This is a genomic window from Polaromonas sp. P5_D5 (assembly GCF_054049435.1).
This window is the reverse complement of sequence record NZ_JBFUMJ010000005.1, coordinates 72811-93984: the sequence shown is the minus strand read 5'-3', so window position 1 is coordinate 93984 and position 21174 is coordinate 72811. Positions and strand designations below refer to the sequence as shown.

At 56.2% G+C, this 21174-nt stretch carries 26 protein-coding genes and 1 tRNA gene; 3 read left to right on the top strand and 24 right to left on the bottom strand.

Annotated elements, in window-relative coordinates:
* Nucleotides 1–17: 17 nt before the first annotated feature.
* From ACXJKE_RS19060 to ACXJKE_RS18985, 16 genes are all read right to left on the bottom strand, one after another.
* A complete protein-coding gene (locus tag ACXJKE_RS19060) occupies nt 18–239 on the bottom strand; it encodes an AAA family ATPase (RefSeq protein WP_457282169.1) in 222 nt (73 codons plus the stop codon).
* Nucleotides 240–1499: 1260 nt separating this feature from the next.
* Complete coding sequence (locus tag ACXJKE_RS19055) at nt 1500–1787, bottom strand: hypothetical protein (RefSeq protein WP_457282168.1); 288 nt, start codon at nt 1785–1787, stop codon at nt 1500–1502.
* Nucleotides 1788–2317: 530 nt separating this feature from the next.
* The gene (locus tag ACXJKE_RS19050; protein WP_457282167.1) at nt 2318–2692 is read right to left on the bottom strand and encodes a hypothetical protein; all 375 of its coding nucleotides are present in this window, start codon (nt 2690–2692) and stop codon (nt 2318–2320) included.
* A 512-nt stretch (nt 2693–3204) separates the two neighbouring features.
* Nucleotides 3205–3591, bottom strand: coding sequence for a hypothetical protein (locus ACXJKE_RS19045; RefSeq protein ID WP_457282166.1), 387 nt, complete (start codon nt 3589–3591; stop codon nt 3205–3207).
* A 97-nt stretch (nt 3592–3688) separates the two neighbouring features.
* Nucleotides 3689–4039, bottom strand: a complete 351-nt coding sequence (locus ACXJKE_RS19040) for a hypothetical protein (protein ID WP_457282165.1) — start codon at nt 4037–4039, stop codon at nt 3689–3691.
* Between the two features lie 110 nt (nt 4040–4149).
* A complete protein-coding gene (locus tag ACXJKE_RS19035) occupies nt 4150–4518 on the bottom strand; it encodes a hypothetical protein (RefSeq protein WP_457282164.1) in 369 nt (122 codons plus the stop codon).
* An 81-nt stretch (nt 4519–4599) separates the two neighbouring features.
* Entirely contained in the window at nt 4600–5019 is a 420-nt protein-coding gene (locus ACXJKE_RS19030) for an LIC_13387 family protein (RefSeq protein ID WP_457282163.1), read from the bottom strand.
* A 547-nt stretch (nt 5020–5566) separates the two neighbouring features.
* The gene (locus ACXJKE_RS19025) at nt 5567–5902 is read right to left on the bottom strand and encodes a hypothetical protein (protein WP_457282162.1); all 336 of its coding nucleotides are present in this window, start codon (nt 5900–5902) and stop codon (nt 5567–5569) included.
* Nucleotides 5903–6266: 364 nt separating this feature from the next.
* Entirely contained in the window at nt 6267–6590 is a 324-nt protein-coding gene (locus tag ACXJKE_RS19020; RefSeq protein ID WP_457282161.1) for a hypothetical protein, read from the bottom strand.
* A gap of 620 nt (nt 6591–7210) precedes the next feature.
* Complete coding sequence (locus ACXJKE_RS19015; protein WP_457282160.1) at nt 7211–7429, bottom strand: hypothetical protein; 219 nt, start codon at nt 7427–7429, stop codon at nt 7211–7213.
* A 211-nt stretch (nt 7430–7640) separates the two neighbouring features.
* Nucleotides 7641–8318: a hypothetical protein gene (locus ACXJKE_RS19010; protein ID WP_457282159.1), complete on the bottom strand. Its 678-nt coding sequence runs from the start codon at nt 8316–8318 to the stop codon at nt 7641–7643.
* Between the two features lie 2113 nt (nt 8319–10431).
* On the bottom strand, nt 10432–10737 hold the full coding sequence (locus ACXJKE_RS19005; RefSeq protein ID WP_457282158.1) for a hypothetical protein: 306 nt from the start codon (nt 10735–10737) through the stop codon (nt 10432–10434).
* Between the two features lie 75 nt (nt 10738–10812).
* Nucleotides 10813–11343 carry a hypothetical protein gene (locus ACXJKE_RS19000; RefSeq protein WP_457282157.1) on the bottom strand — a complete coding sequence of 177 codons (531 nt, stop codon included), beginning with the start codon at nt 11341–11343 and terminating at the stop codon, nt 10813–10815.
* Complete coding sequence (locus ACXJKE_RS18995; protein ID WP_457282274.1) at nt 11340–11723, bottom strand: immunity protein Imm33 domain-containing protein; 384 nt, start codon at nt 11721–11723, stop codon at nt 11340–11342. Before ACXJKE_RS18995 ends, ACXJKE_RS19000 begins: the two co-directional genes overlap by 4 nt.
* Nucleotides 11724–11855: 132 nt before the next feature.
* Nucleotides 11856–12560: a hypothetical protein gene (locus ACXJKE_RS18990; protein ID WP_457282156.1), complete on the bottom strand. Its 705-nt coding sequence runs from the start codon at nt 12558–12560 to the stop codon at nt 11856–11858.
* A gap of 153 nt (nt 12561–12713) precedes the next feature.
* On the bottom strand, nt 12714–13739 hold the full coding sequence (locus tag ACXJKE_RS18985; protein ID WP_457282155.1) for a hypothetical protein: 1026 nt from the start codon (nt 13737–13739) through the stop codon (nt 12714–12716).
* Nucleotides 13740–14065: 326 nt separating this feature from the next.
* On the opposite strand from ACXJKE_RS18985, the gene ACXJKE_RS18980 reads away from it, so the two are divergent.
* Both ACXJKE_RS18980 and ACXJKE_RS18975 read left to right on the top strand, forming a co-directional pair.
* Nucleotides 14066–14335, top strand: a complete 270-nt coding sequence (locus ACXJKE_RS18980) for a hypothetical protein (protein WP_457282154.1) — start codon at nt 14066–14068, stop codon at nt 14333–14335.
* 25 nt (nt 14336–14360) lie between these two features.
* Nucleotides 14361–14759, top strand: coding sequence for a hypothetical protein (locus ACXJKE_RS18975; RefSeq protein ID WP_457282153.1), 399 nt, complete (start codon nt 14361–14363; stop codon nt 14757–14759).
* A gap of 322 nt (nt 14760–15081) precedes the next feature.
* Here the strand turns inward: ACXJKE_RS18975 and ACXJKE_RS18970 are convergent.
* Nucleotides 15082–15171: transfer RNA gene (locus ACXJKE_RS18970), tRNA-Ser, on the bottom strand.
* Between the two features lie 353 nt (nt 15172–15524).
* Between ACXJKE_RS18970 and ACXJKE_RS18965 the strand changes: the two genes are divergently transcribed.
* Entirely contained in the window at nt 15525–15833 is a 309-nt protein-coding gene (locus ACXJKE_RS18965; RefSeq protein ID WP_457282152.1) for a hypothetical protein, read from the top strand.
* A 234-nt stretch (nt 15834–16067) separates the two neighbouring features.
* Here the strand turns inward: ACXJKE_RS18965 and ureG are convergent, their stop codons facing one another.
* Genes ureG through ACXJKE_RS18930 form a run of 7 tightly spaced genes read right to left on the bottom strand, consistent with a single transcriptional unit; the run spans nt 16068 to nt 21082 of the window.
* Nucleotides 16068–16736 (bottom strand): urease accessory protein UreG, encoded by a 669-nt coding sequence (gene ureG, locus ACXJKE_RS18960; RefSeq protein ID WP_457282151.1) that lies wholly within the window; start codon nt 16734–16736, stop codon nt 16068–16070.
* A gap of 30 nt (nt 16737–16766) precedes the next feature.
* Nucleotides 16767–17468 carry an urease accessory protein UreF gene (locus tag ACXJKE_RS18955; RefSeq protein ID WP_457282273.1) on the bottom strand — a complete coding sequence of 234 codons (702 nt, stop codon included), beginning with the start codon at nt 17466–17468 and terminating at the stop codon, nt 16767–16769.
* A 13-nt stretch (nt 17469–17481) separates the two neighbouring features.
* Nucleotides 17482–18102, bottom strand: coding sequence for an urease accessory protein UreE (gene ureE / locus ACXJKE_RS18950; RefSeq protein WP_457282150.1), 621 nt, complete (start codon nt 18100–18102; stop codon nt 17482–17484).
* Between the two features lie 6 nt (nt 18103–18108).
* The gene (gene ureC, locus ACXJKE_RS18945; RefSeq protein WP_457282149.1) at nt 18109–19827 is read right to left on the bottom strand and encodes an urease subunit alpha; all 1719 of its coding nucleotides are present in this window, start codon (nt 19825–19827) and stop codon (nt 18109–18111) included.
* Entirely contained in the window at nt 19827–20132 is a 306-nt protein-coding gene (locus tag ACXJKE_RS18940; RefSeq protein WP_457282148.1) for an urease subunit beta, read from the bottom strand. The genes ureC and ACXJKE_RS18940 overlap by 1 nt, the downstream gene beginning before the upstream one ends.
* Before the next feature lie 8 nt (nt 20133–20140).
* Complete coding sequence (locus ACXJKE_RS18935; protein ID WP_457282147.1) at nt 20141–20758, bottom strand: HupE/UreJ family protein; 618 nt, start codon at nt 20756–20758, stop codon at nt 20141–20143.
* 21 nt (nt 20759–20779) lie between these two features.
* Nucleotides 20780–21082: an urease subunit gamma gene (locus ACXJKE_RS18930; RefSeq protein ID WP_007874763.1), complete on the bottom strand. Its 303-nt coding sequence runs from the start codon at nt 21080–21082 to the stop codon at nt 20780–20782.
* Between the last annotated feature and the right edge of the window lie 92 nt (nt 21083–21174).

Genomic DNA, 21174 nt, shown 5'->3' with positions numbered 1-21174 from the left:
CGTGCTTGAAAACCTTTTCATGAGTTACGGAAAAAAATATGAACTTCGGCGCGCTCCACAGGAAGCAAGTTCATAGCTTCAGCATCTCTGGACAGCGCGGCGTCAAGTATTTTTAGCAGGGTCGTTTTGCCACAACCGTTTTCGCCGAAGAACACATTCACTTGATTGTTCAGCTTCAGCTGGATCGGCTCTTTACGGCCCAACAGCCCGTCTATTTTTATTTCAGTTATGTGCGCCATTTGGTGCCATGTGGTTTGAAGATGGTTTACTTCGTTTAAGAGCCAGTTTGATTCTAGATGTGCCCACAATGGGCGCATCCTCTAAATGGATGGGTACTTCCACCTAGTTCTCACTCCTCCGTTATCGATAATCCGGCCTAGCTGCACCCTTGGGTGCCAGTCGCTGCGCTTGGTGTCACGTCGGCTGCGGGCGCCGGGCCCGACCGTGAAAAGGCCGTACTGCCCGGTTGCCGGTGAATCCCCGCAAGACCCGTCCCGGTGTGAGTGGGCACTAGTTGGGGAGCAATACGGCAGCAACCGGGTCGTCCCGTTTTTTTCTTGTTGATCGACTAGCACCCCCCACCGCCTACTCTGAGGAGCGAGGAAGCCCGAGCGAGAGGATGTTTTAACCTCCCTCGTTCATCACTTCCTTTTGGAGGTTCACATGAGTGCGGCTGCTATCGAGACCGTCGCTATTGCTATGGATGCAGGCGTTTCGCATGCGAAACCGGCGCAGGAGAAATGAAGAACTACCCGATCTGACCTCTTCACCATCAGCAGGGACTTCTTTTCCTCAATGCATTGATTACATACAACCAAGGCAGCAGCCACATTGCAGAAAAAACCACGAATGCCCATGGGATTGGGTCAGACGAAGGAAGACTGGGTCCAAGGTAAGCCGTATAGAAATCGACACTCCAAAGTACGTTCAGCACACCGAGGAGCGGAGCCAACGCCACCACCCATGCCCCGGATACCTTTGCCCCTTTCACGAATAGGAGGAAAGCGATTGGTGCTGCCGTGCCAACTATGGGAGTCCAGAGTAAAAGTGAATCAAGAGCGCGCAGGGGAGAACCCCATCCACCCAGTGCTAACGCTGCCGGCCAACTCACGATTCCAATACCAATCGCCAACACGATTCCGACAATTTGCATAACGCTCATCCCCATAACTTAGGGCATGGTATCGCACGCGATATCCTGGTCGGGATGACAATTCGAAGCGGTCGGCTTCCGGTCACGGCGGTTTATTGCAACGCATCGTGATCTGTGGGGTGTCACATGTCAGGGCTCTGCGCTCTTTCTTTCCACTGGATGGAAGCCGCGTAGTCCGGCAGTGCTGTCCACTTTTAGCCCGCCGTCGTTACCGGCATCAGTACGCGGCTGGTGCTGGGAAATGCGCAGGCTGGCGTCCAAACAGCGGATCAAGCGTGAAGAACGCGATTCATAAATGTTGGCCCATTACAGGCTACAGAAGACTGCAATGAGTCCAAAACTGTCATCAAGAATTCTTGGATTGCGCTCGATTTTCCCGGATGGCACGAATGTCTTTGCGTATTGATCTGGGAGTCACCGCAACAACGAAAACCGCCAGGGCAAATTGAAACCAGAAGGCCAGCCAAAACACAGTTGGCTCGCTTTCCAACCGAATCCATCGATTAGCTTTGCTGAACTTGATTTCGCCCGCGAGCATCGCATTGAGGCAAACCCATCCCAGAATAAGCCCGAGGCAAAGACCGGCAACGTTGCCAATCAGGGAAAAATAAGGGCTGTGCCACCAACGCTTCACGATGCTGATTCCATGTCCGTTTTTAGCCGATAACGAAGTAACCTACCAAAGCGTTATGGCCAGCGTCACGATAGCACCGACAACGATAAGGGCCGCGAAGATCAGCCCGCAGATCCAGGGTTTCATATATGTCTAGACAAAAAAAATGAAAACGACGCCGCGAGAGTTGCAGCATACCGTGTCGGGCACGAACTGGTGACGCTATTGAATTCCGCGCTAACGGAAACAGATTTCGACGGAATTCAAAAGGCTAGAGCAAGGATGCTCCCGAAGCCTGGTTTTTCGTTAGCCATGGAGCAATATTCGTTTGAATTCAGCCGACCGGCCAGCGCAGCTGGCTAGGGTCGGCTGCAATGAAGGGTGGGCGTCTTAGTGACGACGAATTTTCGTAAAGAAGTTCTCCCTATACGTCGAGGGGCGGCTGTCTTGAAAAGTTCGAACAACATCTGAGGGGCTGACGTTTGACATGAGCGGTGACTGGAAGCGTGCGAAGCGCTGGAAGGTGTCCGCTCGTTGGAAGGGTTGGCGCCTCAGCCCTCATGGAACCACCTTAAGCGCTTGTGTAGCAGGCGCTCGAATGTGGCACGGCCTTCTGCTACGCCGCACGAGCGTGACCATGGGTCGGTTTCATCGGGGCGCTGTGAGTAGGTGAACGAAAATGTTTGGGCCGCGGCGTTGAACGCGACTTGGAGTTCATTGTCGTGGCGCACAAAGTTGGCGACCCGACCAATTAGCAACACTTCATGCGACGTGGCAGGGAACAAGCCGTTCGCGTAAGTCGAAGACGCAATGAAGCGCACGAGTTCAAGCATTGGCACAAACGGCCACGCACTGTCGCTCACGAGACGCTCATAGAAGCGCTCCACTTCAGTCCAGGTGCAGGTGCCAACGCGGCTCGAAAGCATGGGTGCCTAACGCCTGAGTTAAGGCCGCCCGCGAAGCGGCGTCGACTTGAATGAATTGTTAGAGTGCATGTCGAAAGAACTTGTATGCAATTGGTATGACTATTAGTGGCTGAGCAGCAAGAAACACCAGCAAGTACTTAAAGACTCTCGCTTGGGTAGATCTCCCGCGAAGAATCCTGGGGGGTGTCATGCAGCAAACAACGATGGAAGCTGTCGCGACCAAAATGGCCACTTTGGATATTTCGATGGCAAGGCGCGGCGCGTAGATGCTGCTGCCTGTAAGCCCAATGATTACAAGCAAAAGTAGACCAATAAAAACTCCGATTGCTGCAATCACGACTCGGAGCAGCACGGATAAAGAGGTTAGCTTGGTGGAGTTGTGATCAGTCATCATATGCGCTCTAACGTTTGAGATGAGAGGCGTGACCCGGCTTGCCCGGACACGTCCTCTCGATTGAAAGGTTAGGCGCTTCCATGCAGACCAGCCTTCCTTTCTCACAGCAAAGCCTTCTTTATGCGCGCTGCCAGGTTTTTAGGGTCCCGACCAGCTTGTAGTCCGTGAATCCGTAGAGCTTTTTTAGCAACGCATCAATGGTTTTTGACAGCGTGACAGCATCTGCCGCCTTGTATTGAACAGTCGCCAGTCTTCCAGGGCACCAATCGATAATCTGAGCGGATTGCAGCGACGCAAGAACTTCGGCCAAGAGCGTTTCCGGCGGGGCCTGCTCAGCGTAGGAAAAGTCCATGTAGTCGCCATAGATCTGTACCCATGCCTCGGGATGGTAGAGGACATCCAGTGTTGCGTAGTGCTCGCTTGGGGGAAGCTCTCCGTGGAGAGCCAGTGTGCCGAAAGCTGCTTGCAGAATTCGACGAACTTCTTCCTCAGATTCTTGTTGCATGAAGACCTTTCTTGAGGCGCCTAAGGTAGAGGTGACCGGCGACCGACAGGAGCGCGAAGCGCACGTACGGAGTTGGGTTTCCGTGTCGACCGCCAAGTTAGACATCACCAGCTTTGGGCCATTTTAAGTTCGCGAGAAGATAGACACCGATCAGGGTGCCAATGGGGACACCAAGCAGCAACAAGCAGGCAACCACGATGGAGGACGTGCGCGCCCAAGGTCTGGATCGCGCAGCTCCAAATGCGATCACACCGTGAACGGTGCCAAAGGCCAGGACCAATAAGCCCGGGCCAATAATTGACTCGCCGTCTACGCCGTCCCAGAGCAGCACGAACAGGGCCACACCAAAGAGCCCATAAAAAACACAGAGACCACGATGAACACTCATGCTTCGAATGTTGTCCGTTATCGGCGCCTTCTTGGGCTGATCCTTTCCTCCTGTTCCCATGTACTCCTCCAGTGCTGATTTGTGATGTCTAACGGTTGAGATAAGCGGCATGACTTGGTTTGCCGAGGCATGTCTGGTTGAGGGACGGGTTAGGCCTCGCGCGCACAGGTCTATGCAACATATGCGCCCACGACAACGCAGAACGCAGAGGTGAAGAGGATGCGGATGAGAAAGGTGATTTGTGACTTCTTGAAGACTCGAACATCAATGAGATATCCAACCACTCCTGCCAGCCCGTATGCTCCAGCGGCAACCAAATAAGGCGTCTCGAACTGCTGACGGAACAGATGAACTGTGATGACGATCCAGACAAGAACTTCGACGGCTCCTTCTGAGAACTCGAGGACGAGCCGAGACCGCCGACTTAGCGGTTGCTTCCTGACCTCCAGGAAGCCATTAATAAAGCCCAGGGGGAATGAGACGACATTTGAGGCAACAAAGATTGCCGCGGCATATGCGATCGAGAAGGCTAGCTCCATAGTGGCGGGGCCTAACGTTTGAGATGAGGGGCGGCCGACGGACGGCGAAGCCGGCTGCTGGCTGCCCCCTCGATGGAAGGGTTAGGCCCAGTGTGCGAGTACACCAGAGACATAGAGCGCCGTGGACAAGACGATGCCTCGAAACGGGGTGCTGAACCAGTAGCGCCAGCCAAGAAAGACGCAGCCAGCGAGTAAGGCAAGGCCGACAGCTAGCAGGAACCACGATGAAAACAGGACTGAAGGCTGCGCCAGAGCAAGATAGCCATAGACAAGGCCGAACAGCATTGCGCCGAAGCTATGACTCGCATTGAATCCGACCCAGGCCTTCCACATTGACATCTTGCCCGAGATGACAGGCGAGACTTCCTGCATTCGAGCCATTAGCGCGGGGTCGCGAGGATAAAACTTGTTCCCGCGAAAGGTGAATAGAAGATGAGCACAACCGAGGCCGAGGATCACAAACGCGCTCGCGGCGAGAAGCAGGGAAGCGATACTTGGCATACGTTGTTCCTTCTGGGCCTAACGTTGAAGGTAACCGGCCCATAACACTTGCGGCGAAGCCGCCTTCTGCAGTTGTGGGTCCGTGTCGAGCAACATGTTAGGCAGCATCTTCATGCGACAGAGTCGCTGGATCGAGCACGAATAAAGACCGTCCTCCAACCGATTCGACACCCCATGGGCGTTCCGTGGTCACACGTACCAGGGCTCTCCCATTCGGCTCCATCCAAGATGCCTCAACCTCGCAAGCGATCACGCCCGCTGCCGGGTACACACTGTGCTCGGTCAAGTGCTCCAAGGTCACAACAGGCACCTTCTCCATGAATAGATGCCGTGTCCCCTCAGCATCGACCAACTCGCACTCAACGAAGCCGGGGAAATCCGGGTTGACGAAGCGAAATATCTCAACTGGGATGAGCAGCATTGGTGATGCCTAACGTCAAAGCTGCCCGGCAGGCAGCAAGCGCCGCGCAGCGGCATTCTGTTGCCGCGTGTCCGCGCCGAGCGAAATGTTAGACAGCATACTTGGCATTCTTGTTTTGTCGCCCCGTCAAACGGTGCGGTCTGCGATAAGGTTGATCCGAGGCCACTTTGACAAAAAGCGAACAACCACTATGTCTTTGGGCCGAAAACCGTAACTCATCAATTGCCTACCGCGGTACATCAAGGCATTTCCGCCGGAGCTCGTGGCCGAAAATTCATACGACACGACGAACATCTTGCCGCCGTGACTGTTGCCCAACTCCACGGCACTAACCACCCTGCCTCGGGTAATTGTGCCGCGACGCATTAGCATGAGCTCAGCTAAATAGCGGTAGACAAGCCATCCCACCAAAGCGAAACCCGCAATGGCGGCAGCAGATGCAACGAAGGGCAGGAGTTCCATACGGGCCATTGAGATGCTGTCTAACGTAATGTATACCGCAAGGTCTGCGGTATAACATCGCCCCTGCCGTATATCCTGGCCACTGAAAACCCGGCCAAGTGCTTGTTATTCAAAGACTTATTGCCCATTTTGAGTTTCACTCAGGTCGATAAAAAAGGGACCAAACCCCGCAAACCATTTCTAGGCGGGCAGTGTGGGTACCGCCTCCCCAATATGGACGAGCACCTCGGTTGTGACTTTGGCGGCGTGCCATAGGCACGTCCGCTTGAAGGAAGGGCTGGCCGTCATCGTGTGAATGTCCCGATGTGACGCCTGAGAAATGACGACTCGCCGCAAGGTAAGTCTCATTGACGGTGGCACGCGTTCACTCGGGCACCACCTTCCTGAAGTAGAAGACCTCGTTCTTGAGACCTGACAGGAGGGAGAGGTCAAAAAAATCCAATAGAGTCCAGTTGTTCGCGCCGCATTCAAGGTGTAAATCGGAAGACAGACGAGATATCTCGATTGTTGGGCTGCCAACCATTTGCTGCATTCGTAGTTCCAACTTCGCTGGTATGTCAGCTTGCTCAAGTTGAACGTGCACGGTTTCTTTCTCTCGAATGTACGCGAGGCGCCGGCCGTTGCAAAGGAGGTCCATCGATACAAACTTGCCATACCAGCCGGGGTTCCGCGTGACTACGACCTTCATGACGGCTAACGTAAAGATGCGCGGGAAGCGCGCTGACGCCCTTGGGCGTTCGTGTTAATCGACAAGTTAGGCCGCTGTCCCGTTACAGGCATCATCTGAATACTCCAGGAGATCGGAACGCCTTGCGTAGCCTCACGGAACGTGCGTCCAGCGGGCCTCCAGACCCTGATAGTACTTCGCAACGATCGACGCAACCTCCGAAGGGGAGGACGGTGCATCCGTACCCACCATATTCCATCCCTGGATCCCAAGCACATTCCAGGACTCGTCGCAATGGAGGACTACCAGCTCCGACGCTTCGCCAAAGGCACAGATGGCAAGGCACGGCACACGACCCAACCAGTCGCCGCCGACGTTCAACCGCAGGAGCCCGGTAAACACGGCATCATCGGTTCGGACGTACGCCAGCACACGACAGCCATTTAGGTTTTTAGGAGGTCGGTCCATGATATTGCGAAGCGGTCTAACGTTGGACATGAGGGGCGGGCCAATAGGCGCGAAGCGGCCATTGAAACGTCCCCTCGGTGGAAAGGTTAGGCGGCATTCTCTCCGGGCAACCAGTTCTAGCCAACAAGCAGCGGGCAACATTGGCGATGGTGACTCGCTCCGATGTAAATATCTCAGTTCGCAAAAGGAAAGCGTAGAGCGAAGATGATGTAAAGGCCTATAGCGATCTCGCCCAGGCCGATGAGGATTGCCGGAATCCCTTCAACGACACGCTTCTCATCGCTATCTCCATTCCATGTGAATTTGGCTTCTCGTCGCAGAACACTCTTTACGCCCGCTGCGATCGATGCGAGGCCAAACAGTACGGTGATGATTTTTAAAAGTAGTGCCATGAGACGCCTAATGTTAGAGATGACCGAACCACGATAGTAGCGGTGGAGCGGCCTTTTTGCTGTTGTGAGTCTGTGTTGATTGAGGGGTTAAGAATTTCTATCGACCCTCAAACCTGACGGTGCCGATGATGCGTCTGGCGGTGGGTACATGCTTGTTGTTCTCGGTCAGGGCTACGGCCGTCAGAATTAGGCCCCTTTTTTGTGCGCACAGTTATTGTTCCGTACCTTGAACGAAAGCACTCAGCGTGGGCATAGTGGTATTCGTACGTTTAGCGGAAAGCATACGATCGCCGGGAAGGAGGTAATACCAATTGAGAACCGGGGCCTCGGCTGGAAATGGTGGGGGAACAAAATCGAACGACCCGTCGATGGTCGTAGCAGCGTCACCAAGCAGGCGAAGTGAAAATGTCACAACGGAAGCAGAGGTACGGGCCACCGTTCCCTCAACCATCAGCCTACGCATACCAGGAGGCGAGTAATCGCCCAGGTCGATGGAACCATGAAAGTGTTGCTCGCCGGAAATCCCACACAATCCGGCAAACCCAAATTTTTCCAAAATCATGGTTGGCAGAAAAAATGACTGCCTGGGGTCAAAGCCAACAGGGTGATTGAACGTTTTTTCATCAAGGCCGTGAAACAGGTGTCGCCCGCCAGAAAGCCGGTAAGACTCGGCGACCGCAACACCCTGGATGACGCGCGAAAACATTTGCGCGTTACCCAAGTGGCGTACCTCTACCTCAAAAGATTCTTTCGGGTTTTGTCCATTGGATGAGATTAGGCGCAATGACTTTGCCGCCATCCAACTTTCTTTGTCAGAGCACGCGGCATGACTGGATGTGACCTGAAATAGTGCAATGGCAATTGAGATATAAAAAAGACGCATGGTCAAGATACTCAACGTTGAAAGTGAGCCGCACATAGAGGCTTGGCGCTATCAGTCGCGCCGAAAATCATGCGCTTCGCGGAGCCGCGGCGTTGTGTGCCGGTTTCGATCGGCCTGTTAGGCAACATGGCCAGGCCGTTCCTTGTTCCGGTGCGCAATCCAATAGGCCAACACCGCGAGCGCAATGACCAGTGCCTGAGCTGGAAAAAGAAGCACCCATGCGATTTCGGTGTCCCTGTAGCCTCTCGCCAAGAGACTGGCCATCCAAAAACAGAATGCAATAAGAGCTGCATTCCCCGCGGCGAGAGTAGCAAGCCATAGCGTAACGCTCGCGCGGGCTCCCATCAAAATCAACGCGGAGCAATACAAGACTGCAGAACACCAAGCGTAGTTCGCTAGAAGGTGTTTCCACTCAAAGCCCGTGTTGCCAATGAATTGTGAGTAGGCCAGGAATATCGGACCAGGCAGAACGAGAAGCGAAACAATTGCAATGACTCGCATGGTGCGGCCTAACGTTGGAGTTGATCGGCGAGCGGGAGGCGTGTGCACGGAGCGCATTGAAGCACTCGGGCGTCAGTGTCGAACGGCTTGTTTGATGCCATTGCCACTAGTGGTTCCTCAGATAGTTCCGGGCAGTATAGATACCAGCCGTCGCGCACAGCCCGCCAACTAACCACGCTAGCGTCAGTCCGAACCACGCAAGCCCTAAGGCCACTCCGATGCAACTGCCGGGGGGACAAAGCTTTTCGTTCGCAAGGTGCAGCAGTGCACCGCAGAGGATGGTCCATCCAATCCACCCGGACCACAGAAACCTACGAAGTCGGTGCGGCGGGAGTTCGTCTGGATGATTCAAGAATGCACCAACCGCGAAGCCAACCGCAAAAAGCGCGAGCACCAGAACGAGCAGTGTTTCCATGGTATCTAACGTAGAAGTCACCGGCGCTGCGCGGCTTTGCCGCACGGCGTCAGTGTGGACTGCCGTGTTAGGAACTCTAGGGCGAACATACGTCTTCCTTTTCTTGCCGACTGACACAGACTTTCACGGTACCTAGGTAATTTGCTGCCGCTGAAAGCCAGCTAACCGGGTCCTCTTCCTCTGCAGAGAACACAAACGCCCCGGGTGCACGGATGTCAAAGGGCCTTACCCTCTTGATCATTGATATGACATATGTGCGCTGAGCAGAAGAAATGGCTTTGACGAAGGTAAGTTCCCCCACGTTCTTGTCCTGGAATCTAGAGCAGTAGAACTGTGCATAAGCAACAGTAAAGATGCCTTCACTACGCGGCTTAGGTGGCACAACATTGGAGTTGGGACAGGCCTTGGCCGTCACACCAAGAGTGAGGCGGATGGCGTTCGTTACAGCATCTTCCGGGGGAGATGGCTCCAGAATGGCTAGAGTGATTGATTCTTTCCATGCAGACCCCTGCTGGTCCAGAGGGACCCACGCCGTAAATTCGAGTCCGTCTTTCTTTTCTTCCGCTGCCTTCTTCCATCCCGCCCAAGCGGGTGGGGCATGAATTCGTAGGCCTTCTCGTTCCTGCCCAAATGCATTGCATAGAGGAAGAGCTGCGACTAGCAGTAGTACTAGGCGAACACGCATTTGGAGTTCTTAACGCAATGTATACCGCAAGGTCCGCGGTATAACATCGCGCTTGCGGTATAACCTGGCCACCAAAAAATCAGCCAAGTGCTTGTTATTAAAAGACTTATTGCTCATTTTGAGTTTCGTTCAGATCGATAAAAAGAACACCAAACCCCGCAAACCGATTCTAGGCGGGCAGTGTGGCTACCGCCTCCTCAATATGGACGAGCTAAGCCTAAACAGCCGATTCCGTTGTGTTTGATCATCCTCGCCCATAAACCGGTGAAAAAACCGCGCTGCCCCGGTCGCCGCTGAATCCCCCCACAAGACCCCATCCCGGTGTTGGAGTGAATCCCCTGGTCCAGCCCGAGGGGTTCACTCCATAACTAGATCAGATTTCGACGGAGTTCAGCACGCTAGAGCAAGGGTGCGACTGAAACCTGGTTTTTTGTTGGCCACGGAGCAACCTGCGTTTGAATTCAGCCGACCGGCCAGCGCAGCTGGCCAGGGTCGGCTGCGATGAAGGGTTGGGCGTCTTAGTGACGACGAGTTTCCGCAAAGAACTTATCCCTATACGCCGAGGCAGACTCTGGCAATTCCATGACCTCTGCGGCCGCTTCGAGCCGCTTCCAGAATGCCGCCTTGCATGTGAAATCTTCCGCAATGCTGGCAATCTCTTGCAGTGCCAAGCCAAGTTCATTATGGGCAAGGTATTCATCGAACTGAACCAATGAATACTTCTCTGAGTCCGCATCGGTGGCCGCCTCGACAAGGTAGCGACGAGCATCTTTCAGGTTTGCTTCAGCAATACCCCAGGTCTTCCATAAACGCGGATTGGTCATGACGCCCAACGTTTGAGCTCAGCGGATCGCGGCGGGAGCCGAAGCCCCTCAGAATTAGTCCGCTGGAGAGACAGGTTAGATGTGCCCATGCTCTATAGCTGCCCCACATTCGGGACAGAACTTATCGAGTGGTGCGACCTCATGGCCTCGAATGCATTTTCGGCCTTTCAGCAACCTGGAGTTGTTGATCGCGGAGTAGAGCGTTGCAAACGCCGCGCCGTAGAAAACCATCCAATGCCCAGAGAAGAGACGCACTTCGGCGCCGGAATTGGCAGCATTGCTCCCGTCTCTATGGCTGGGTACGTCGCTCATACCCAGAATGAAATTGAGCATCGCGTATCCGAAGAGCCCGTAGATCGCATAGCGTGCCCAAGTTGGGCAGCCCGATAGGGCCAGCTTCCAAAAATCAGCGCGTCTTCCGTGGCGCGACATACGATTGGCGACCAAGACCGTCGGAAGCCACACTACGAAGATGCCGGCGTGCAAACCCCAAACCAGATGTCCACCTGGAATTGGCAGGCCAATCAGGGCTGCCAGGTGACTTCCTACGCTGAGAAGCAGACCAACTGCCGATAGCAGCATGAAGGGATACAAGAGGACGTTCATGGTGTCAAAAGAGGTCTAACGGTGGAGGTAAGGGGCGGCTTGTGCGATGCGCAAGACGTCTCATTGACTGAGGGGTTGGGCCACAAGCAGCGTTTATCGAACCACACATCTTCATGGTTGGAGCCATCTATCAGCAAGCGATACCCTGGCGGCAACTCAAGATACTCGACAACCCATGGTAGGGTCTCTGCCAGATTCTCCACATGCAGGAGGGCAAAGAAGTCGCTGGCTTCTGACGGTTCACCTCCGGACCAGAAGTACCAACCGTTAGTACTTGTCGTGGGCTTGTGGCGAAGGCCGTGGATTGGTTCAGTTCCGATCGTCGACAACGCGATGCCTACTTTTGAACCGGCTACAGGTGGCAACGGCGATGCGCCCACCCATTCACAAAGCGGACTTCTCACGGAGCACTCGCATTGTGTTTCCTCGGGGTCTATCGTTTGAGACCACCGGCACGTAGCAAGCGCCGCGCAGCAGGAATCTGCTGCTGTGTGTCCGAGTGGGCCGACCAGTTAGCTTTTAATTGCTGCAACACTTAGCTTTTTCCTGAGTATCAAAAAAGTAATTGCGCCGATCGGAAGAGCAATCGCAACGGTCCATTGCCCGTACAAGGGGGCAAACGCTCCCGCACTAAATAGCTGTAAGGACAAGGGCGCGAAACTCCATTCGCCAGTTGTCCAGTTCACTGCAAACTTTCCAAACCCAAGCATAACGAACAGTACCCACGGCCACTTTCGGCCTTTGAGTTTAGACCTGCCGCAAACAACAAGCGCCCAGAGGGTAAGCAACGGAAAGACTATGGCCAACGCAAAAACAAGGTATTGAATTGGCGTTTTTTTTGCTAACGTGAACCGATTCTGTTGTTCAAGTGAAGCTGGCTGGGGAGCGACACTCAGGCCAACTATGGTGGCCTTACCACCATGATTCCTTACGGCGACGCTCGTCAAAATCCATTTGCCTGAAAAGCCATATTCAAACGTGAGATTGACGGTCGAAGAGTCATCCCTGTTCATCCGATGAGCGCCAACCAGCATAATTGTTGAGGGCTCTCCAGCGGGGATCAATGCCGCCATTTGAACAAGCGCGTCATGAAGTGCCGGCCCAGCTATGCTTGGGTCAGCCGCCTTCTCAATATCCTCAAAGCGCTGCTGTCGCAGAAGATCAATGTAACTTTTGGCCAGCGTCTGATCGGCAGGCGAAGCAAATTTTTGAATCATGTCCGCTTGATTGCACCCCACAAGTGCGAGCAAGAGCAAAGACATAAAGAATTGGCGAAGAGATGAAGTAGTCATTGGAAGCTGGGGGCGAGTACTCTGTCGAGATACATGCTGGCTGATGCGACTTAATGTGCCGGAAACGCTGGGAAAGACTCAAAGTAGGCTATTTGGTCGCAGCTTTCCAGCGTATTCTTTGCATTTCTGGAAGTAGTCGCCGGGCCATGCGTCTTTCATGGGCGTGCCATTAAAGCTGCGGGTCATGGCTATAAACGTATCCACATCACCGGCTTGGCATGCGAATTTCGCGTACGCATTCCTATTCCAATCGGCTGGGTATTTTTTGAGCACGTCTTCAAAGCCGGCTTTCATCTGCGACCAAACTGCGCTCCGATGCGACTCTGCAAAGAAAGCTTCCCCTCCCATGCGCCCTGCTGCGACCCAATAGATACGTGCATACATTCCCTGGCCTTCTGTTGAGGTCGTTCGTCTCACGGCATCCGCAGCAAAATCCTGGATTTGCCGCATGCTCCCTCCCCACATTGGGAGAAAACGCTCTGCCGCCACAAAATATGTCTGGTAATGAAGAGGCTCTTTAGACACTGCTTCTTCGTACAACGCCCAATGTTGGTCTCTTGTCCAGTTCTGCGCAAGCGCCACATCCAGCATCACGATATACCACTGCGGATCATCACTGCTGATTTTTTTGTTCACATCGAGGGTGTTGCGAGCAATCGCCATGTAGCTCGCGAAGCCTTTCCAGCCTTCAGGGGTGACGGTACTTGCATAGCCAGAACCGCGAAGAGCCCAGGCATGCTGCTTCTGTGCGGTAGCCAGTGCTATTGGCGCCATAGCCGATTGAGGAAAAGCTGCGACCCAACGATTCAGTTTGCTTTCTATGGCCGCCCATTGCGCCTCCGAGTTCTTTTCCTTTTCCCCAACAATAGCGTAGCCTAGGTTGCCATAGAAAACGGTGAGATTCCAAACTCCACTGGGGGTTCGACTTCTTTCTGTACGAAGCTTGGTAGCCAACTTATCAAGCGCAACAAAATCATCTGCCTTATAAGCCTTGGTAACGATTTCGTTTAACTCGTTGGGCCCGTAAAAATTTTCCGCATTGGTGTATGTGTTCGTGAAAATTGCCAACAGAATCACACCAAGAGTTCGAATCCAGGTTCTCATAAATTCCTCCCGTTTTGTTGGATGGAGTTTAAGGTCATTGGTTTCGCATGCGAAACGAAAACAAACCCCAGGGGATACTTTTTACAGTGCTCGCGGCTGGTTCGACGTTGCAGTGTTCTGCAATGCCATCGTGATCTGCAGGCTGTCACACGTCAGCGCTCTAACTTTCTCTTTCCATTGCACTGACGCCGCGCAATCCTTGAGAGCTTTTCACTTATAGCCAACCTCCTACAGCTCCAGACTGGCGACAGTCTTCACCGGCATCCTGGTCTGACTCACCGTGATCACATACACGGTTCTGCCTGCATCGTCATCCGCCCAACCACATGCAGACCTTTGAGCCTTTAAGGCTCCGAGCAGAGGGCCGCCTCGCAAGCGAAACAAGGAGAGGTCCTGAGGGGGCTTTTTATTGCTACGATGCCGCGATGACAAAGCTATACCTGCTCATCGTCGCGCTCGTGCTCTGCATTTTGCAAATGTACTGGCCGATCTCCGCCTGGCGCAAAGACGGCTTCATCGCGGCACTCAGGCTATTCGCTTTTGGCGCCTTAACCGTCAGCATGGTCGCGATGAGCGAACTGATCGAGCAGTTTTAATGGCAGCTCTGGCCTAGGGGATTAGATGAATATCAGTAATCTTTTTAACATTAGGTGGATTAGCTGGGGACTCTGCCTCGTTATGTTTCGCATGTACCGAGAAGATTCATATCCCCTGTCACTGTATTTGGCCTTGAGCTTGCCGGTTCTCTTGACCGCAGCCCATCTTGTATTTTCAGTATTCGAATCGACAAAAGACGAATTTGTGAAAACGTCGATTGAGTTCTTGTGGATGATGGGCTTCGCTACTTTACTTGGTGCGGCTGCAATTTATTTCGACGCAGATTTTGTGAACAGAGGCGTGCGTTATGACGCCAATGGTTTTTGGCCACTTGTTCAAGCTAGCGTGCTGCAGGGGGCGGTAACGTTGGTCTGCTTGGTGATTCGCAGGTTTCTTCCGCCGTACCAAGCCACGCGCAGTTAAATTTACCTCAATGAAAGGACTATCTTTCCTCCCGAACTTGCAGGTCAGCGCGAGGAAATGTATGGGCTTGAAGACAGCAATCACCTGCGAGAATCGCTGGATTGAAACTTCCCAAACCCTTTTTGTGCCGGAATCGGTGTCTTGCAAGAGCTGCGTGGTCTTTCACACGTCAAGGCTGATCGCTATCAGTTCAGTTTCACGGTGCAGCGGCCGTTTTCTGTAGCGCCATCGTGATCTGCGGACTGTCACAGGTCAGCTGCGACTCTTGAGGCAGAGTCGGATCGTACGGCTTTTGGAGCAGCTAAAAGCCAGTGCCAACAAGTGGCGGAAGCGGTGAGATTCGAACTCACGGAGGACTTGCATCCTCGGCAGTTTTCAAGACTGCTGCATTCAACCGCTCTGCCACGCTTCCGAGCCGCATAGTTTAACCGCTAGTCGGCGGTCATCTGGCGCGTTGGCGGGTCGCTGTCGATAAATGCGGTCTCGCAGCCTGGACAACAGGCGCGCCGGGCGCATCGGCTGCCTTCCATATGTTGAATTACTCACGAGGGCAGGGCACTGCCAAAAATAGAGGGCTGAAGTCCCCCTCTTTTGGTTCGTCATTGGTCACTTTGTGACTGTCAAGCAAATAGAGCCAAAAAAACGGACTTATTTCCTGGAACTATTTCCTCTCCGCTTCCCAAACGTTTTTTGGAACGGTGACTAAAGGCGCTGGCGCAGCCATGATTGAAACATTCAGTTACAGCACTTTTAGAGGACACAAATATGACTGCTCCAGCATTCCCCCCCGAGGCGGCAGAAAAGGTTACTACGGCATTTGTGCATGCCACCGGCGCCCGCTGGTCGTTTCCGCGGGTCGAAGTCCAGGACCGCGGAACCTTCATGTTGATCAGCGTGGACTCACTTTCCCCGGAAATCCGGGAAATTGAGTTACCCGTCAAGAAATCCATTGCACATGCCTTGAACCAGGTCATTCCGGCGCACCCTACGCAACGGTTTGGTAACTGGATGGTTGTTTTCTTCCGGGACGGAAGGATGTTCGAAACTGTTCACCCCAGCGAGTTTGAGCTGTAAGGGCGTCAGAGTGGTCTGCTATGTGCCTGCTATATATATGAGTCAGCAGCCCGTCGTGGCCAGGGCTTGTCGCCGGAACGCTGTCCGCAGGCGGCATTCACGACCTTGTCCTACACACCGCCAGCCAGCCGCTGGCTAAACTTTCCTTGCGGCCCGTCCCGGGTCGCACCTCCCTCCACTGGCGAAGCCAGTTTTACTGCCCGGTCTTCCGGGCTTTTTTTTGCCTGCTCGCCGCTATGCGGCTTCAGGTTGGGCCAGCAGCATTCCTTTTGTCTCGATAAACGCAATGACTTCCGCAAGGCCGGCATTGGTCTTGAGATTGGTCATGACAAAAGGCTTCAGGCCCTTGGCCGTGGTGCGCATGCGTATGGTGTCCGCCTTCATCACGCCCAGGTCGGCGCCGACGTGGGGAGCCAGGTCGGTTTTGTTGATGACGAACAGATCGCTTTTGGTGATGCCGGGCCCGCCTTTGCGCGGAATCTTCTCGCCGGCAGCCACGTCGATCACGTAGATGGTGAGGTCGCTCAGCTCGGGGCTGAAAGTGGCGGCCAGGTTGTCGCCACCAGATTCGACGAACACGATGTCGGCATTGGGGAAATCCACCAGCATGCGGTCTATGGCTTCGAGGTTGATCGAGGCGTCTTCGCGTATGGCGGTGTGCGGGCAGCCGCCGGTTTCCACGCCCATGATGCGTTCGGCGTCCAGCGCGCCGCTGACGGTCAGGATGCGCTGGTCTTCCTTGGTGTAAATGTCGTTGGTGATGGCGACCAGGTCGTATTTGGCCTTCATGCCTTTGCACAGCATTTCAAGCAATGTGGTTTTGCCGGAACCGACGGGGCCCCCAATGCCGACGCGCAAGGGGGGAAGTTTTTTGGTACGGTTGGCGATGTGATGCAGGCTCATGGGGGGCTTTGTTGAATTTGCGGTGAGAAGTCAGGAGCGGAACAGCCGCGAATACTGGGTTTCATGCTGTGACGAAAGAATGGCCAGCATGGGGGAAAAGGCCTGGCGTTCCTCATCCGGCAACTGCATGGCGGCCTCGACCGCTGCAGGTATGCCGCCGGCAAGGCGCGCCAGCATGCGCTGGCCGGCGCTTTGCCCCAAAGGCACGGATTTGATGGCGGCTTGTGTCATGTTTTCGGCCCAGCCGAAAGCATAGGCCAGCAGGCAGTCGCGCACGCCCGCCTCGGTTTGTGAAACGGCCAACGCAAAGGCAACGGGGAAGGTCGGCTGCATCTGCGCACAGGCCTCAATGTGCACTGCGTTGGCATCGTCATGGTTGCGCAGCCAGTCCAGCAGGGATCTGCCCATTTGCTCGGCCTGGGCGCGCAGCTCGCTGGTTTCCCGGGTTTGCAGCACCCAGGCATTGAGTTGCTGCACGCGCTGCAGGTCGCCCGAGCGCCAGGCGGGAATAGCCTGGGCAATCACCGCCAGGTCACCGCGCGCCAGGCTCAGCTGAAGCTGGTCGGTCAACCAGTTGCTTGCTATCATTTCTGTAGCCGGTTGCGCCCGTTCCATGGCTGTTTCAAGCCCTTCCGAGTATGAAAATCCGCCTACAGGCAAGGCCGGGGAGGCCAGCCAGATGAGCTGGAGCAGGCTGGCGGCCGGTAGCTGCCCTGCAGGCGCGGCGGACATGTCCATCAACGCCCTAGTGCGGCTTGTGCCTGTGGATCTGGATGGCGACCGGCTGGGCTTCGTGGGTGTGGTCGTCATGCCCATGGTTGCAGTCCGGGCCATGCACGTGTGGCGCGGGGGCGGGCTGCGCATGGCCATGAGAATGGTCAGAGGAATGGTCATGCCCATGGCTGTGTCCGCCAGCGCTGTAGGCCCCGCCTTCGGGCTCGAAAGCTTCTTCAACTTCGTTCACGATCAGGTGCATGGCACGCAGCATGTCGGCCAGCACATGGTCGGGTTCAATTTTCAGGTGGTCGGGCTTGAGTTCAATCGGCACATGCCGGTTGCCCAGGTGGTAGGCGGCGCGCGTCAGGTCGAAAGGGGAGCCGTGCGACGGGCACGCGGTGATGCGGAGCACGGCCTGCGGGGCGGCGATCACTTTGACCATGGAGCCGTCTTCCGCCACCAGCACGTCGCCGCCACGCACCAGCGTGCCGCGCGGCAAAAAAATACCGAGCTGCCGGCCCAGCGAATCGGTACCGTCAAACCGGCTTTTCTGGCGAACATCCCAGTCAAGCTCGATGCTGGAGGCGCGCTTGACGAGAACAGGCGCAAGGCCGGCGCCCTGCGAAATGACTTTGGAAACCTGGAGCATGGAACCTTAAAACAGGAAATAGCGTTGCGTCATCGGCAGGCTGGTGGCTGGCTCGCAGGTCAGCAGCTGGCCGTCTGCGCGCACCAGGTAGGTCTGGGCGTCAACCTCCATCCTGGGCAGATAGGCATTGTGGACCATATGCTGCTTGCGCACGCCGCGCACGTTCTTCACCGCACTCAGGTTTTTGGCCAGGCCAAAGCGCTCCTTGACGCCGGCGTTCAGCCCGGCCTGCGAGACAAAGGTCAGCGAACCTTTGGCAATCGCGCCGCCGAAGCCACCGAACATGGGGCGGTAGTGCACTGGCTGCGGCGTGGGGATGGAGGCGTTCGGGTCGCCCATGGCCGCCATGGCGATAAATCCACCCTTGAGGATCACCGAGGGTTTGATGCCGAAGAAGGCCGGCTTCCACACCACGAGGTCGGCCCATTTGCCTAACTCGACTGAGCCGACTTCGTGCGAGATGCCATGGGCAATCGCCGGGTTGATGGTGTATTTGCTGATGTAGCGCTTGGCGCGGAAGTTGTCATGGCGGTCCGTGTCGCCGGGCAGCTTGCCGCGCTGCTGTTTCATCTTGTGCGCGGTCTGCCAGGTGCGGATGATCACTTCGCCGACGCGGCCCATGGCCTGGCTGTCACTGCTCATCATGCTGATGGCGCCCAGGTCGTGCAGCACGTCTTCGGCTGCGATGGTTTCCTTGCGGATGCGGCTTTCGGCGAAGGCCAGGTCTTCGGCGATGCCGGCGTCCAGGTGGTGGCACACCATCAGCATGTCGACGTGCTCGTCAAGCGTGTTGACGGTGTAGGGCATGGTCGGGTTGGTGGAGGAAGGCAGGAAGTTCTCCTCGCCCACCACACGCAGGATGTCGGGTGCATGGCCGCCGCCAGCGCCTTCGGTGTGGAAGGCGCAGAGGCTGCGGCCTTTGGTGGCGGCAATCGTGTTCTCGACAAAACCGGATTCGTTGAGTGTGTCGCTGTGGATGGCGACCTGTGTGTCGGTTTCTTCCGCCACATCCAGGCAATTGCTGATGGCCGCGGGCGTGGTACCCCAGTCTTCGTGCAGCTTCAGGCCGATGACACCGGCGTTGATCTGCTCGTGCAGCGCGGCGGGCAGGCTGGCATTGCCCTTGCCGAGGAAGCCGAGGTTCATGGGGAAGGCGTCGGCTGCCTGCAGCATGCGCTCAATGTTCCAGGGGCCGGGCGTGCAGGTGGTGGCAAAGGTGCCTGTGGCCGGGCCGGTGCCGCCGCCCAGCATGGTGGTGATACCGGCCGTCAGCGCTTCCTCGATCTGCTGCGGGCAGATGAAGTGGATGTGCGAGTCGATGCCGCCGGCCGTGACGATCATGCCTTCGCAGCTGATGATCTCGGTGCCGGGGCCGATGATCATGTCGACGCCGGGCTGGGTGTCGGGGTTGCCGGCCTTGCCGATGGCGGCGATGCGCCCGCCCTTCAGGCCGATGTCGGCCTTCACGATACCCCAGTGGTCGATGATGAGCGCATTCGTCATCACGCAATCCATCGCGCCTTCGGCCCGGGTTTTTTGCGACTGGGCCATGCCGTCGCGTATGGTCTTGCCGCCGCCGAATTTGACTTCCTCACCGTAGCTGCCGGCGCGCAGGGTGTAATCGGCTTCGACTTCGACCACCAAATCCGTATCGGCCAGCCGCAGCCGGTCACCGACGGTGGGGCCGAACATTTCCGCATAGGCGCGGCGTCCAATTGTTGCCATCAAAGTGCTCCCTGCACGAGTCCGCGAAAGCCGAACACTTTTCGGTCGCCGGAAAATTCCACCAATTCCACCGTGCGCTGCTGCCCCGGCTCGAAGCGCACGGCCGTGCCCGACGCGATGTTCAGGCGCATCCCGCGCGCAGCGTCGCGGTCAAAGCCAAGCGCGCCGTTGGTTTCGGTGAAGTGGTAGTGCGAGCCGACCTGTATGGGCCGGTCGGCCGTGTTCTGCACAACGACGGTCAGCGTGCGGCGGCCTGCGTTGAGTACGTGGTCGGGGCCGTCGGTGATGAGTTCGCCGGGAATCATGGTGCGCCTCAGGCCAGTTGGGCGAGCAGGATCACGCCGAAGAGGGCGACGGCGGCGCCAGCTACGCGAGGCAGCCAGACGCTGGCGCTGCGCAGCGCCCAACCCGCACCCAGGCCCGCCAGGTGCAGCAGCAGCGTAGCGGCCAGCATGCCCGACAGGGTGGCCCAGGCGCCGGGCGCTCCGGCCAGTTCATAGCCGTGGGCCAGGCCATGGAAAACGGCGAACACACCAACGATGAGCGCCGCCGCAATGCCGGGTACATGCCAGCGCGTCACGACCAGCAGGCCGGTGACCAGCAGCGAAGCCGCGATCATGGGCTCGACGGCGGGAATCTGCAGACCCTGCAGGCCCAGCAGGGCGCCTGCCAGCAGCATGCCGGCAAAGCCCAGCGGGCCCCACAACAGTTCAGGCCCGGCGCGCCGCGCGGCCAGCGCGCTCCACAGGCCCACGGCCACCATGGCCGCCAGGTGGTCCATACCCGTCAGCGGGTGGAAAAAGCCGCTGAGGAAGGCGCTGGCGTGGTCGTGCACCGCAGCGCCGGATTGATGGTCAATATGGGCGCTAGCACCCGTCGATACTGCGCAAGCAGCTATCAAAAAGAGAGCGTTTTTGGTTTTGATTTGCATGGTGGCGATCTCGGGTAATGCTTAAACAATCGGCTGGTGCACGGTGACCAGCTTGGTACCGTCGGGAAAAGTCGCTTCGACCTGGATGTCGGGGATCAGCTCGGGGATGCCGTCCATCACGTCGGCGCGGGTCAGCACCGTGCGGCCCTCGCTCATCAGCTGGGCGACGGATTTGCCGTCGCGCGCACCTTCCATGACGGCGGCGCTGATGAGGGCGACGGACTCGGGGTAGTTGAGCTTGAGGCCGCGGGCGCGGCGCCTTTCGGCGAGCAGGGCAGCGGTAAAAATAAGGAGCTTGTCTTTTTCTCTGGGCGTCAATTCCATGGGGCTCTCTCAGGGCAGGCTGCCGGCTTGGGGATGCTTGCCGGGGTGCAAGAATGGTGCCATAAGAAACGTGAGCCACCAAGGCCGCCCCG